At 73.1% G+C, this 12,905-nt stretch carries 9 protein-coding genes; 3 read left to right on the plus strand and 6 right to left on the minus strand.

What is annotated here, in order from left to right:
• Positions 1 to 168 precede the first annotated feature (168 nt).
• Positions 169 to 4,134, plus strand: coding sequence for a S8 family serine peptidase (locus BN3788_RS10990; protein ID WP_082812811.1), 3,966 nt, complete (start codon positions 169 to 171; stop codon positions 4,132 to 4,134).
• A gap of 96 nt (positions 4,135 to 4,230) precedes the next feature.
• Here the strand turns inward: BN3788_RS10990 and BN3788_RS10995 are convergent, their stop codons facing one another.
• On the minus strand, positions 4,231 to 4,722 hold the full coding sequence (locus tag BN3788_RS10995; protein ID WP_066585746.1) for a ribonuclease H family protein: 492 nt from the start codon (positions 4,720 to 4,722) through the stop codon (positions 4,231 to 4,233).
• 90 nt (positions 4,723 to 4,812) lie between these two features.
• On the minus strand, positions 4,813 to 5,787 hold the full coding sequence (locus BN3788_RS11000) for a 5'-3' exonuclease (RefSeq protein ID WP_066585749.1): 975 nt from the start codon (positions 5,785 to 5,787) through the stop codon (positions 4,813 to 4,815).
• A gap of 18 nt (positions 5,788 to 5,805) precedes the next feature.
• On the opposite strand from BN3788_RS11000, the gene BN3788_RS11005 reads away from it, so the two are divergent.
• Positions 5,806 to 6,075 (plus strand): hypothetical protein, encoded by a 270-nt coding sequence (locus BN3788_RS11005; RefSeq protein WP_147525110.1) that lies wholly within the window; start codon positions 5,806 to 5,808, stop codon positions 6,073 to 6,075.
• Positions 6,076 to 6,133: 58 nt separating this feature from the next.
• Here BN3788_RS11005 and BN3788_RS11010 read toward each other — a convergent pair whose 3' ends face one another.
• The 4 genes from BN3788_RS11010 to BN3788_RS11025 form a co-directional block, all read right to left on the minus strand.
• Positions 6,134 to 7,156, minus strand: coding sequence for a LacI family DNA-binding transcriptional regulator (locus tag BN3788_RS11010; protein WP_234346605.1), 1,023 nt, complete (start codon positions 7,154 to 7,156; stop codon positions 6,134 to 6,136).
• Positions 7,157 to 7,178: 22 nt separating this feature from the next.
• Positions 7,179 to 8,099, minus strand: a complete 921-nt coding sequence (locus BN3788_RS11015; protein ID WP_066585759.1) for a carbohydrate ABC transporter permease — start codon at positions 8,097 to 8,099, stop codon at positions 7,179 to 7,181.
• A gap of 1 nt (position 8,100) precedes the next feature.
• A complete protein-coding gene (locus tag BN3788_RS11020; RefSeq protein WP_066587098.1) occupies positions 8,101 to 9,039 on the minus strand; it encodes a carbohydrate ABC transporter permease in 939 nt (312 codons plus the stop codon).
• Between the two features lie 120 nt (positions 9,040 to 9,159).
• Complete coding sequence (locus BN3788_RS11025; protein ID WP_066585767.1) at positions 9,160 to 10,494, minus strand: ABC transporter substrate-binding protein; 1,335 nt, start codon at positions 10,492 to 10,494, stop codon at positions 9,160 to 9,162.
• Positions 10,495 to 10,689: 195 nt separating this feature from the next.
• Here BN3788_RS11025 and BN3788_RS11030 point away from each other — a divergent pair, with 195 nt between their 5' ends.
• A complete protein-coding gene (locus BN3788_RS11030) occupies positions 10,690 to 12,819 on the plus strand; it encodes a beta-galactosidase (RefSeq protein ID WP_066585769.1) in 2,130 nt (709 codons plus the stop codon).
• Positions 12,820 to 12,905 lie beyond the last annotated feature (86 nt).

The following is a 12,905-nucleotide window of genomic DNA, read 5'->3' on the forward strand; positions in this document are numbered from 1 at the left end:
TGCGGGCATCGGTGCGTACCGGTCGGTAACGGATGTCCCTCGAAAGAGTGACGAACCCCCCATTCGCCAGTACGGTGCAGTCCGGAGGCCCTCCCGGACTGCACCTGCCGCACGCGACGAGGTGGCGCCGCCGACACCATCCGCGCCCGCCGCCCGCAGGAGTGACCCATGACGCGTCGCCCGTCGTCCGCCGCCACCTGGCCGTCCGGCATACGCCGGACCTCCAGGCCCTCTCAGCCCTCCAGGCTCGCCCTGCCCGTCGCGCTCGCACTGCTGGCGTCCACACTCGCCGGAGCCGGCCCCGCAGGCGCCGCCCCACCGGACAGCCCTGGGATCGAGCCCGGCGCTCCCGGCGGCCCCGTGGCCTCGGCCGACGCGCTGTCCGGCGCCAAGGTCTCCCCCGCGACGGCTGAGGCGACAGGCCAGGTCACCGCGTTCGTGCAGCTCGACACGCCCTCTGCTCTCGACGTGCACGAGAACGGCGGCAGCACCGCGCAGGTGCAGGCCGCCACCCAGCAGGTCGAGGAGCTCGCGGAGGCCGTCATCCCCGCCGAGGCCGCCCACCCCGGCGCCCGCGCCGCTGACGCCGGCGAGCCCCGGCGGATCTCCACCCTGACGAACGTGATCGCGGGCAGCCTCGTGTCCGGCGACGCCGCGCAGCTGCGGGAGCTCGCCGACCGGGACAACGTCGTCGCCGTGTACCAGGTGACGCCGCGCACCCTCGACAACGCCAGCAGCGACGCCTTCACCCGCGCGCTCGACGTGTGGCAGGGCACCGGGCAGACCGGCGCCGGCATCCGCGTCGGGATCATCGACACCGGCGTCGACTACACGCATGCGGTGTTCGGCGGTCCCGGCACATCGGAGGCCTACGCCGCCGCATACGGCGCCGACGGCACGGGCACGGTCCCCGCCGACCTGCTCGACGGCGCCAAGTACCTGGGCGGCCGCGACTTCGCCGGGACGTACTACGACGCGAACCCCGCCTCCACCCTGCCGGGCGCCACGACCGTCCCCGTGCCGGACGACAACCCCATCGACAGCCTCGCCACCAGCCCCAACAGCGGCCACGGCACCCACGTCGCCGCCACCGCCGCCGGATACGGCGTGCAGGCCGATGGGTCCACGTTCCGCGGTGACTACGCCGCACTGTCCGACCTGACGGACTGGCAGGTGGGCCCCGGCTCGGCGCCCGGAGCCGGCGTCTACGCGCTCAAGGTCTTCGGCGACATCGGCGGCTCGACGAACCTCACCGCCCAGGCGCTCGACTGGGCCGCCGACCCGAATGGCGACGGCGACCTCAACGACCACCTCGACGTCGTCAACCTCTCCCTCGGCGCCTCCGCCACGCCGTCCGACGACCCGGACAACCTGCTCATCGACCGGCTCGCCGACCTCGGGGTGCTGTCCGTGCTCTCGGCCGGCAACTCCGGCGACATCACCGACGTGGGCGGCTCACCCGGCAGCGCCGCCAGCGGCCTGACCGTCGCGAACTCGGTGGGCAGCCCGCTGACGCTCGACGGCGTGGAGGTCACCGCGGCGCCCGACGCCGCGCTCCTCGGCGCCCACGCCGCGCAGAACTCGGTCGCCTACGCGGGCGACCAGGACGTCAGCGCGCCGGTCGCCTTCCTCGGCGAGACGGTGAGCGGCTGCTCCTCGCTGGCGGCCCGGAGCGCGGAGATCACCGGCAAGGTCGTCTACCTGTCCTGGGACGACGACGACGCGACCCGGGCGTGCGGCAGCGGCGCGCGCTTCAACAACGCGCAGGCCGCAGGCGCCGTGGGCGTGCTGCTCGGCACGCAGCGGGCCGTGTTCTCCGGCGGGATCGCGGGCAACGCCGCCATCCCCGGCGCGCAGCTCACGGCCAGCGCCACCGCCGCACTGCTGCCCGCGATCCGCACGGGCGCCGTGAGCGTCAAGCTCGGACCGTCGCTCGCCGCGTCGGTCAACGACGACTCCGCGGGCGACGTGCTCAACCCTGGCTCCTCCCGCGGGGCGCACGGGTCGCTCGGCATCGCGAAGCCCGACGTCGCGGCGCCCGGCACGAGCATCCTGTCCGCTGCCTCGGGTGGCGGGAGCGCCGCGCACTCGCTGTCCGGCACGTCGATGTCAGCGCCTCATGTGGCGGGCATCGCCGCCCTGGTCCGGGCCGCGCACCCCGGCTGGACGCCCGCGGAGGTCAAGGCCGCCGTGATGAACACCGCCACACACGACGTGTTCACGGGCGCCCACGGCACGGGCGACGTCTACGGCCCGCAGCGGGTCGGCTCCGGCCGGGTCGACGCGGCCGACGCCGTGGCCGGCACCGTGCTGGCCTTCGGCTCGGAGGACCCCGAGCAGGTCTCCGTGACGTTCGGCGTGGTGCCCGTCGGCGCCGAGACCGTCGTGCAGCGCAAGACCGTGACGGTGCGCAACACCGGCAGCACCGCCGTCCGGTACTCGACGTCCTTCGCCGCGGCGACCACCACCGGCGGCGCGACGATCACCACCTCCCCCGCGACGATCACCGTGCAGTCCGGCCGCACCCAGCTCGTCACGCTGACCCTCACGGCCGACCCGGCGACGCTCGAGCGCGAGCTCGACCCGACGTCGGCCGCGACGCAGGGCGGGCTGCCCCGCGAGCACGTGGCCGCCCTCACCGGGCGGCTGCTCCTCACCTCCGGAGCCACTGAGCTGCGGGTGCCGGTGCAGGCCGCCCCGCGCCTGGTCAGCGACCTGGCCGCCAGCGGGATCGCGTTCGCCGACGCGGGCTCTGCCGAGGCCGAGCTCGCGCTGGCCGGCCGTGGCATCGCCTCGGGCGGCTGGACCTCGCTCGTCGCGCCGCTGCAGCTCGCCGCCACGAGCCCTCGCCTCGAGCGGGCCCCCGGGCTCGTCACGTCCGACTCCTCCGTCGCCGCCGGCGACCTGCGCACGGTGGGCTGGGCGTCGACGGCGCCGCAGCGCGCCGCCGCCGGGCTCGACCCGGCGGGCGGGTACCTGGGCGTCGGCATCGCGGTGGACGGCGAGTGGGCGACGCTGGGCCAGTCCGTGCTGCCCGTCATCGACATCGACCTCGACGGGGACGGCGCCTACGACCGGCAGACGGTGGTGCAGAAGCTCAACGAGGCCACCGACGTGACGGTGCAGCTCACCTTCGACTACTCCACCGGCGACCTGCTCGACGCGCAGCCGGTCAACGGGTTCTTCGGCGACGTGGACTCCACGGTCTTTGACAACAACGTGGTGGTGGTGCCGCTCAGCCTCGCGGACGTCGGCATCACGCCGGGGGTCACGCCCACGCTGCAGGTGTGGACGTACTCCCAGTACGCCGCCGACCCCAGCCGCCGGGTCGACGCCGTGGAGCCGTTCACGGTGGACCCGTTCGCCCCCGCGCTGTGGTTCGGCGGCGCGGCTGACACGTTCTGGTCGGTGAGCGCAGAGGGGTCCGAGGTGGCCGTGCACCGCGACCCGGCGGCCACCGAACTGCCGCAGGTGCTGGTGCTGCACAGCCACAACGCGACCACGACGACGCGCACGCAGGTGCTCGACGTCACCGTGCTGGAGGCGATCCCCGTCTCGGCGTCCACCACCACGGCGAAGGTCGCGCAGCGGATCGGCGCCTACGGCTCGGGCACGAGCGTGGCCGTCACCGTCACCGGCGCCACCGCGGCGCCGTCCGGGGAGGTGGAGGTCCGCGAGGGCGACACCGTGATCGCCACCGGGACGCTCGCCGTGGACGGCCTCACCGGCACGGCGACTGTGCCGCTCCCCCGCGACCTGGCGGTGGGCTCGCACACCCTGACCGTCGCCTACCCGGGCAGCGCGGAGGTCGCGGCATCCTCCGCCACGGCCACGCACGTCATCGTCCGGACGCTCGCACGGCTCAGCCTCTCCACCGCGTCCTGGTCGGTGGACAAGGGCGCCACGCCCACCGTCACCATCACCGCCGCAGGCGTCGAGGGCGCACCCGCGCCCACCGGCACGGTGCGGGTGCTGGTGAACGGGCGCACGGTGGGCACACCGGCCCTGGCGGGCGGCAGCGCGACGTTCACGGCGCCGAAGGTCACCGGGCCCGCGGTCGTCGCGGTGGTCTACGGCGGGGGCGCGTCCTACCTGCCGTCGGTCACGGCGGGGGTGCTGACCGTGCGCCGCTGACCGTGCGCCGATGATCTTGATCGGCTGACCACGACGGGCCGGGCAGCGAGGACTCCTCCTCGCTGCCCGGCCCGCCGTCGTCGCGTCAGAGCCGCCTCAAAACAAGAGGTCGGGCTCCGGCGCGGGCCGGGGCGCCACCGGCACCCGGTCGGAGGTGCCCGCCAGCGCCGCACGGGCCGCCTGGCCCGCGAGCACGTCCGCGCGCTCGTTGAAGGTGTCGCCCTGGTGGCCGCGCACCCAGTGGAAGACGCCCTTGCCGGGCCGCTCCGCGATGGCCTTCTCGATGGCCTGCACGAGGGCCAGGTTCTGCACGGGCGAGCCGCTGGCGGTGCGCCAGCCCTTGCGCTTCCACCCCGCGACCCACTCGGACGCGCACTTGATCGCGTACTGCGAGTCGGACTCGATGCGGAGCTGCTCGTCGCCCGGGTGGGCCAGGATCGCCTCCAGCAGCGCGGTGAGCTCCGCGATCTGGTTGGTGCCCGACGGGCCGCCGCCCGACTCGCAGGTGCCGTCGTGGTTGACCCAGGCCCAGCCGATGGCCCCCCCGGGGTTGCGCAGGCAGGAGCCGTCCGTGCTGACCGTGATCACCGGAGCATTCTGCCTGCCCGTCCCGCGACCCGACGACTCGGCGCCCCGGTCCGGTCGTCGACGCCCGCTCAACCCGCGCGTCAGCGCCGCTCAGCCGGACAGCGTGCCCGCGGCGGACAGCGCGTCCACGACGCGGCGGACGCTCGACGCCAGCCCCCACTGCTCCGCCAACGCGACCAGTCCCTCGGGGTCGACGGGGGTGGCCGGCAGGGCGTCGTCGAACTCCCCCACCGGGGCGTCGGGCGCGACCCGCACCACCATCGGCGCGACCTCCAGGTACGACGCGGCCTCCTGCAACCGGCGCCGCTGCGTGGCCGTCAGCCCGGAGTCGCCCGCATCCCGCGCGGCCAGCACCCCCGCGAGGTCCCCGTACCGGTGGATGAGCGCCGCGGCGGTCTTCTCCCCGATGCCGGGCACGCCGGGCAGCCCGTCGCTGGGGTCGCCGCGCAGCACCGCGAGGTCCGCGTACGCGGCGCCGGACGTCACGGCGTACCGCTCGGCCAGCCACGCGTCGTCCACCACGGCGATGTCCTTGATGCCACGGCTCACCGTGTACAGCACCCGCACCCCGGCGTCGTCGTCGACGAGTTGGAACAGGTCCCGGTCGCCGGTGACCACGTCGACGCCCGCACGCACGGCGTCGGGGCGTGCGACCTCACGGGCCACCAGGGTGCCGATCACGTCATCGGCCTCGTAGCCGGGCGCCCCGACACGGGCGATGCCGAGCGCCGCCAGCACCTCGATGATCACCGGGATCTGCGGGGTGAGCGCCTCGGGCACCACCTCGATGCCCGTGGTGCCGGGCACCTCCTGGGCGACCCGCTGCGCCTTGTAGGACGGGATCGCCGCCACCCGGAACTCCGGGCGCCAGTCGTCGTCCCAGCACGCCACGAGCCGGCCCGGCCGGTGGTCGTCGACGAGCCGGGCGATCATGTCCAGCAGCCCGCGCACCGCGTTCACCGGCGTGCCGTCGGGAGCCCGCACCGAGTCCGGCACACCGAAGAACGCCCGGAAGTACAGCGAGGCGGTGTCGAGCAACATGAGCTTCTCGGTGCGTTCGGCCATGTGTGTACTCTCCCACCGGTGACCGTTCTGGTCACCCGAGTCCTGGCTCCTCGGGCGGCCATCATGAGCCACATGGCCGCGATCGCAGATGACGACGAGCTCACCTACCTGCACCTCATCGAGAACCTCGCCCACGAGGTGATCGGGCTCGCAGTTGACGAGCCGTGGTTCGGCTTCGGTGAGGAAGGCCAACTCGCGGCCGAGCCATTCGATCGCGCCATCAACGAGCTCGCGAGCCACCTGCGGATGCAGCATCACAAAGGCGACGGGTGCGTGGACGAGCAGTGACCGCGCGGGCTCGGATCCATGAGGACGACCGTGCTCACACACGTGGCTCCGGTTCGGGCTAGGCCGAGGCGCGCCGCACCAGTGATGTCGGCAGGGTGATCGCCGCGGGCTCCTGGCCCTCGATGACCTCGAGCAGCAGCCGGACCATCTCGGCGCTGATCCGCTCGAACGGCTGGCGCATGGTGGTGAGCGGCGGGTGCAGGTTCGCGGCGAGGCCGGAGTCGTCGAAGCCGCCGACGGCGACGTCCTCGGGCACGCTGCGGCCGGCATCGCGCAGCGCGACGAGGGCGCCGGAGGCCATGAGGTCGGAGGCGACGAACACGGCGTCGAGGTCGGGGCGCCGGGCGAGCAGCTCCCGCATCGCCTGCTCGCCGCCGTCGCGCGTGTAGTCGCCGTGCGCGACGAGCGTCTCGTCGAAGCGGTCGCCCAACTCCTCGCGGTACCCGGCGAGCCGCATCGTGCCGCCGGGGGTGTCGAGCGGCCCGGTGATGGTCGCGACGTGGTGGCGGCCCTGGTCGAGCAGGTGCCGGGTCATGCGGCGTGCTCCCCCGGCGTCGTCAGCGGTGACGTAGCCGACCTGCTCCTCGAAGCCGAGCGGCATACCGCAGGCGATGACGGGGACGTCAGCGCACAGCAGCGACGCGACCAGCGGGTCGTCCCGGTGGGAGGAGATGAGCAGCACGCCGTCGACGTGGCCGGCTGTCACGTACGCGGTGATGCGGCGGCGCTCCTCGGGGGTGGACGCGACCATGAGCAGCAGCGGCATCTCCCGCTTGGCCAGGGCCTCGGCGGCGCCGCGCAGCAGGATGGAGAAGTTGGGGTCCTCGAAGAGCAGGTGCTGCGGCTCGGTGAGCAGGAACGCCACCGAGTTCGAGCGCCCGGTGACGAGGCTGCGGGCGTGGTGGTTGGCCGCGTAGCCGGTGGCCCGGATGGCCTCGTTGACGGCCGCGAGCGCATCCGGGGACACCCAGTGCCCGCCGTTGATCACCCGGGAGACGGTGCCGCGCGAGACTCCGGCGGCGGCGGCGACGTCGCGGATGGTCGGTCGCTTCCGCGGGGTCGGCGGGGTGTGCTGCTCCACGCCACGTGACTCTAGGCGCATCTCAGGCCTTCACCGCGCCCGCGGCGAGGTCGACCTGCCAGTAGCGCTGCAGCGTGAGGAACAGCGCGACCAGCGGGATGATCGACAGCAGAGCGCCGGTGATCACCGAGGTGTACATCGCGGGTTGTGAGGCGCCCTGGTTGAGCAGCCCGGACAGGCCCACGGTGAGCGGGAACAGCCGGTCGTTGCCGAGCATGATGTACGGCAGCATGAAGTTGTTCCAGATGGCCACGAACTGGAACAGGAACACGGTGACCAGCCCGGGCAGCATCATCGGCACGGCGACGGTGGCGAAGATCCGCAGCTCGCCGGCGCCGTCGGTGCGGGCCGCCTCGATCACGTCGGTGGGCACCGAGGCCGCCGCGTAGATGCGCGCCAGGTAGATGCCGTACGGGCTGATGATGCTGGGCAGCAGCACCGACCAGTAGGTGTTGGTCAGGCCCACCTGTGCCAGCAGGAGGTACTGCGGGATCGCCAGGACGACGCCGGGCACCAGGACCCCGGCGAGCAGCACGTTGAAGATCGCCTTCTTGCCGGCGAACTGGTACGTGGCGAGCCCGTAGCCGGCGGTGGCGGAGACCACCACCGACAGCAGCCCGCCGACGCCCGCGTACAGCGCGGTGTTGGCCATCCACCGCCAGAACAGGCCTCCCCGGTAGGACGCGAGCTCACCGATGTTCTCCAGGAGGTGCGTCGACGGGGCGAAGGTGAACGTGGAGAACAGCTCGCCGGCGCTCTTGCTGGACGCGATGAGCACCCACGCGACGGGCAGCAGGCAGTACACGGCGCCGAGCACGAGGATCGTGGTGGCGACGGCGCTGGGTCGTTCGCCCCCGGCGGGCCGTCCGGGGCGACGGCGGCTCGGCGCGGCGCCTGGGTCCGTCCCGGTGGCGGGCGCCGGCGTGGGATACGTGGTGGCCATGTCACTTCTCCTGGTTGAAGGCATGGTTCTGCACGAGGCGCAGGAACCCGAACGACAGCGCGAAGGTCGCCACCGCGATCACCACGGACGTCGCGGCCGCGGAGTACAGGTCGTCCCGGGTGAACGCGTCGCGGTACACCTTCATCAGCGGGGTCCACGTGCTGGAGATGGTGTTGGTCAGCGGCTTCAGCGTGGTGGGCTCGGCGAAGACCTGGAGCGTGGCGATCATCGAGAAGACGGACGTCATGATGAGCGACGGCGCCACGATCGGGATCTTGATGCGCCAGGCGATGGCGATCTCGTTGCAGCCGTCGATGCGCGCCGCCTCGTACAACTCGGTGGGGATCGCCTTGAGCGCGGTGTACAGGACCACCATGTTGAAGCCGACGCCGCCCCACAACGCGATGTTCGCGACGGCGAAGATGACCAGGTCGGAGGACAGCAGCTGGGGGAAGTCGCCGCCCAGCCGCTCCGCGATCCACGCGAATGGGCTGACCGCCGGCAGGTAGAGGAAACCCCAGAGCAGCGAGGAGATCACCGCCGGCACCGCGTACGGCAGGAAGATCGACACCCGGGAGAACCCGCGCGCGCGGGTGCGCCGCGAGTCGAGCAGCAGCGCGAACAGCAGCGCCATCCCGAGCATCGTCGGCACCAGCAGCAGGCCGTAGAGCCCCACCCGCAGCACCGAGGCGATGAACTCAGGGTCGGAGAGCGCCCGCTCGTAGTTGGACAGCCCTGCCCACACCTCGGTGCGCGCGCCCTTGCCGAGCCCCAGGCCGCTGACCTTGACGGTGCGAAGGCTGAGGTAGGCGGCGTACCCGATGGGCAGCGCGAGGAAGAGCGCGAATAGGGTGACGGCGGGGGCGAGGAACGCGTACGGCGCGAGCGTGCGCCGTCGGCCCCCGCGCCAGCCGGGCCGGACGGTGGCATCGGGCGGGATGGACGGGCGTTGCGCCGCTTCGGTGCTGGTCACGGGTGGCTCTCCCTCGTGGGGCGGATGCGGGATCGGTGCGCGGCGGGCCGGCCGGCCGGGGGGAGGACGGCCGACCCACCGCCTGCCTCACTCCTTCACGGAGAACCCGGAGGTCTTGAGGTCCTCGATCGTCGCCTTCTGCATGGCCTTCACCGCGTCGGTGAACGCGCTGCGCGACTTCGCCTCGGTGGCCTTGCCGAACTCGTCGTTGTAGGCGGAGTACGCCACGTTGACGTTGGGCCCGAAGGTGAAGCTCCCGGCCGTCTGCGCGATCTCGCCGGCCAGGTCGTAGAAGTCGGCCTGATCGGCGAAGAACGCCGGCGGGCTGGCAAGCGCCTTCGCCTGGCTGGGGATGTTCGCCGGGTAGAGGCCGCCCTCGGAGACGAGCGCGCTCACGGCCGTCTGGTCGGTGTTGAGCCAGGTGAGGAACTCGGTGGCCTCGGCGACGTGCTCCGACTGGGTGGTGACGGCCGTGGCCGAGCCACCCCAGTTGCCCGTCGCGGGCTTCGCGGCGTCCCACTGCGGCATGGCGGCCATCTTCCACTTGCCCGCCGTGTCGGCGGCGTTGCCCTCGAGCACCCCGGGCGCCCAGATCGCCGAGAGCCAGCCCACCTGCGTGCCGTCGTTGAGGGCCGCGTTCCACTCCGGGGTGTACATCGGCTTGTTGTCGATCACGCCGGACTCGACGAGGCCGCCCCAGTAGTCCGCGACCTTGAGGGTGGCGTCATCGTCGATCGACACGGTCCACGAGTCGCCGTCGATGCCCCACCACGACGCCCCGGCCTGCTGGGCGAGGCCGGTGAACCAGCCCGCGTCGGCGGCGGAGAACGTGCCGAGGTACTTGGTCGGGTCGGCGGCGTGGAGCTGTGCGGCCACGTCGGCGTACTCGTCCCAGGTGGTGGGGACGGCCAGGCCCAGGGACTCGAAGATGTCGGCCCGGTAGTAGAACTGCATCGGCCCGGAGTCCTGCGGGACGGCGTAGACCGCGTCGCCGCCCAGGGTCACGGCATTCCAGACGCCCTCGGGGAACTGGCCCGCGACGTCGTCCCCGAGCTCGCCGGAGATGTCGGCGAGCGCGTCAGAGGAGACCAGCGTGGGGATCTTCTGGTACTCGGCCTGCATGAGGTCGGGAGCCCCGCTGCCGGCCTTGATCGCGGTGAGCAGCTTGGTGACGGCCGGGTCGCCGCCGTCCTGCTTGTTGACGGTGACCTGGATGTCGGGATGCGTGGAGTTCCACTCCTCGACCACGGCGTCCATGCCGGGCGCCCATGTCCAGAACGTGAGCTCCACCGCGTCCCCTGAGCCAGCCCCGCCGTCTCCGCCGGTGCTCTCACCGCTGCTGCCGCCGTCCGAGCAGGCCGCCATGAGCGCTGCCGTGGCAGCGAGGGCGGCGACGGTCCTGATGCCTGTGTGCAGGCGCATCTGTCCTCCTCGTCAAGGACCCGCCGCTTCGTCGCGGCGGGGCGCACTGCGACTTCACGGACGTCGCTGTGCCTGTGCACGGTCACAGTACGGGCACCCTTCTGGGCCTTGTCAATGGGTCAATCGTGGTGTTATCTCTTCGTTGCATGGCCCGCTGAGGCCTGTGAGCGTGCACAACGACGTGTCAGGAGAGTCATGAGTTCAGGCTTCACCCTCGCCCCCGTGCCCACCCTGGACGGCAGCCGTGCGCCGCAGGGCCGGGTGCTCGGCGACCGTGGGATCTCCTACGGAGGCGACTACAACCCCGAGCAGTGGCCCGAGGAGGTCTGGGCGCAGGACGTCGCGCTGATGCGCGAGGCCGGGGTGAACCTGGTCAGCATTGGCATCTTCTCCTGGGCGCTGCTCGAGCCACGTCAAGGCGCGTACGACTTCGGCTGGCTCGACCGGCTCATCGAGCTGCTGCACGCCCATGACATCCGCGTCGACCTCGGCACCCCCACGGCATCCCCGCCCGCCTGGTTCTTCGCCGCCTACCCGCACACCCGCGTCGTCACCCGCGAGGGGACCACGCTCGGCTTCGGCTCACGCGGCATGGCCAGCCCCAGCTCGCCCGAGTACCGCCGCGCGTCCGTGGCCATCGCCCAGCAGCTCGCGCGCCGCTACGGGCAGCACCCCGCCCTCGCCCTGTGGCACGTGCACAACGAGTACGGCGCGCCCGTCTCCGAGGACTACTCCCCCACCTCCGCCGCCGCCTTCCGCACCTGGCTGCAGGCCCGCTACGGCGCGCTGTCCGCGCTCAACGACGCCTGGGGCACCACCTTCTGGGGCCAGCGCTACGGCGAGTGGGAGCACGTCGGCGTGCCGGCGGTCGCCCCCTCGGTGGTCAACCCCGCCCAGCGCCTCGACTTCGCCCGATTCACCAACGACCAGTTGCTCGCGTGCTTCATCGCCGAGCGGGACGCGATCCGCGCCGAGTCGCCCCACGTGCCGATCACCACCAACTTCATGGCCGGCCCCTGCCCCGCCGTGGACCTGTGGCGCTGGGCCCGCGAGGTCGACATCGTCGCCAACGACCACTACCTCACCGCCGCCGACGAGCGCGGCCACGTCGGCCTCGCGCTCGCCGCCGACCTCACCCGCTCCGTGGCCGCCGGCCGCCCCTGGGTGCTCATGGAGCACTCCACCTCCGGGGTCAACTGGCAGCCGCGCAACGTCGCCAAGCGCGCCGGGGAGATGGCCCGCAACGCGTTCACACACGTGGGCCGCGGCGCCGACGCGGTGCTGTTCTTCCAATGGCGCGCCTCCCGCTCCGGCGCCGAGAAGTTCCACTCGGCGATGCTCCCGCACGCCGGCACGTCCAGCCGCGTCTGGCGCGAGGTGTGCGCCCTGGGCGCCGACCTCGGCCGCCTCGACGAGGTGGTCGGCTCCGAGGTGCGGGCCGACGTCGCACTCCTGTGGGACTGGGAGTCGTTCTGGGCGCAGGACCTCGAGTGGCGGCCCAGCGCCGACCTGTCCCACCGCGAGCGCTCCGAGGCCTTCTACGACCGGCTGTGGCGCGACGGGCTCACCGTGGACATGGCCCACCCCGAGGCGGACCTCTCCGCCTACCGGCTGGTCGTCGCGCCCGCGTCGTACCTGCTCACCCAGGCCGCCGCCGAGAACCTCACCCGCTACGTCGCCGACGGCGGCACGCTGCTCGTCTCCTACTTCTCCGGGATCGTCGACGAGCACGACGCCGTGCACCCCGGCGGGTTCGGCGCGCCGCTGCGCGACGCGCTGGGCCTGACCGTGGAGGAGTTCCTGCCGTTGCGCGCCGGAGAGCAGGCGCGGCTGGGCTGGCCCGGCGGCGACCCGTCCGGCGACGGGCCGCTCGAGCTGGTGGGCGACGTCTGGACCGACGACGTCACGCTCGACGGCGCGGAGGTCGTCGCCACATACCTCGACGGCCCCGCCGCCGGGGGGCCCGCCCTCACCCGGAACACGCACGGCGCCGGAGCGGGCTGGTACCTCTCGACCCGGCTCGACGCCGAGGCCCTGGCGCCCGTGCTCGCGGCCGTCTACCGCGACGCCGGGATCACCCCGGCCGGCTTGCCCGAGGAGCTGGAGGTCGTGCGCCGCCACGGCGCCGGCGCCGAGTACGTCATCGCCGTCAACCACGGCGAGGCTGCGGCGACCGTCCCGCTCGGCGGCGCCGGACAAGGCCTGGCCGACGACCTGATCAGCGGCCAGCGGGTCGAGCACGCGTTCACTGTGGCCCCCGGCGGCGTCCGGGTGGTCCGCATCGCCCATGACGCCGACGACGCCGCGCCCACCGCCCCGAGCTGACCGGCCGGGGCGCCCGCCCCGGCCACCGCCCACGCGTCAAGGAGGACACGATGAGGCACCATCCCCGCACTGCCCGCCACGCGGCC

Origin of the sequence: Cellulomonas timonensis, from assembly GCF_900046455.1 — a bacterium.
Classification (GTDB): domain Bacteria; phylum Actinomycetota; class Actinomycetes; order Actinomycetales; family Cellulomonadaceae; genus Cellulomonas_A; species Cellulomonas_A timonensis.

What these genes read in the sequence shown, in the direction of transcription:
- BN3788_RS10990 (WP_082812811.1), top strand. Translation starts at nt 169, where the DNA reads ATGACGCGTCGCCCGTCGTCCGCCGCCACCTGGCCGTCCGGCATACGC.
- BN3788_RS11000 (WP_066585749.1), bottom strand. Translation starts at nt 5,787, where the DNA reads ATGGCCGAACGCACCGAGAAGCTCATGTTGCTCGACACCGCCTCGCTG.
- BN3788_RS11015 (WP_066585759.1), bottom strand. Translation starts at nt 8,099, where the DNA reads ATGGCCACCACGTATCCCACGCCGGCGCCCGCCACCGGGACGGACCCA.
- BN3788_RS11030 (WP_066585769.1), top strand. Translation starts at nt 10,690, where the DNA reads ATGAGTTCAGGCTTCACCCTCGCCCCCGTGCCCACCCTGGACGGCAGC.
- BN3788_RS11025 (WP_066585767.1), bottom strand. Translation starts at nt 10,494, where the DNA reads ATGCGCCTGCACACAGGCATCAGGACCGTCGCCGCCCTCGCTGCCACG.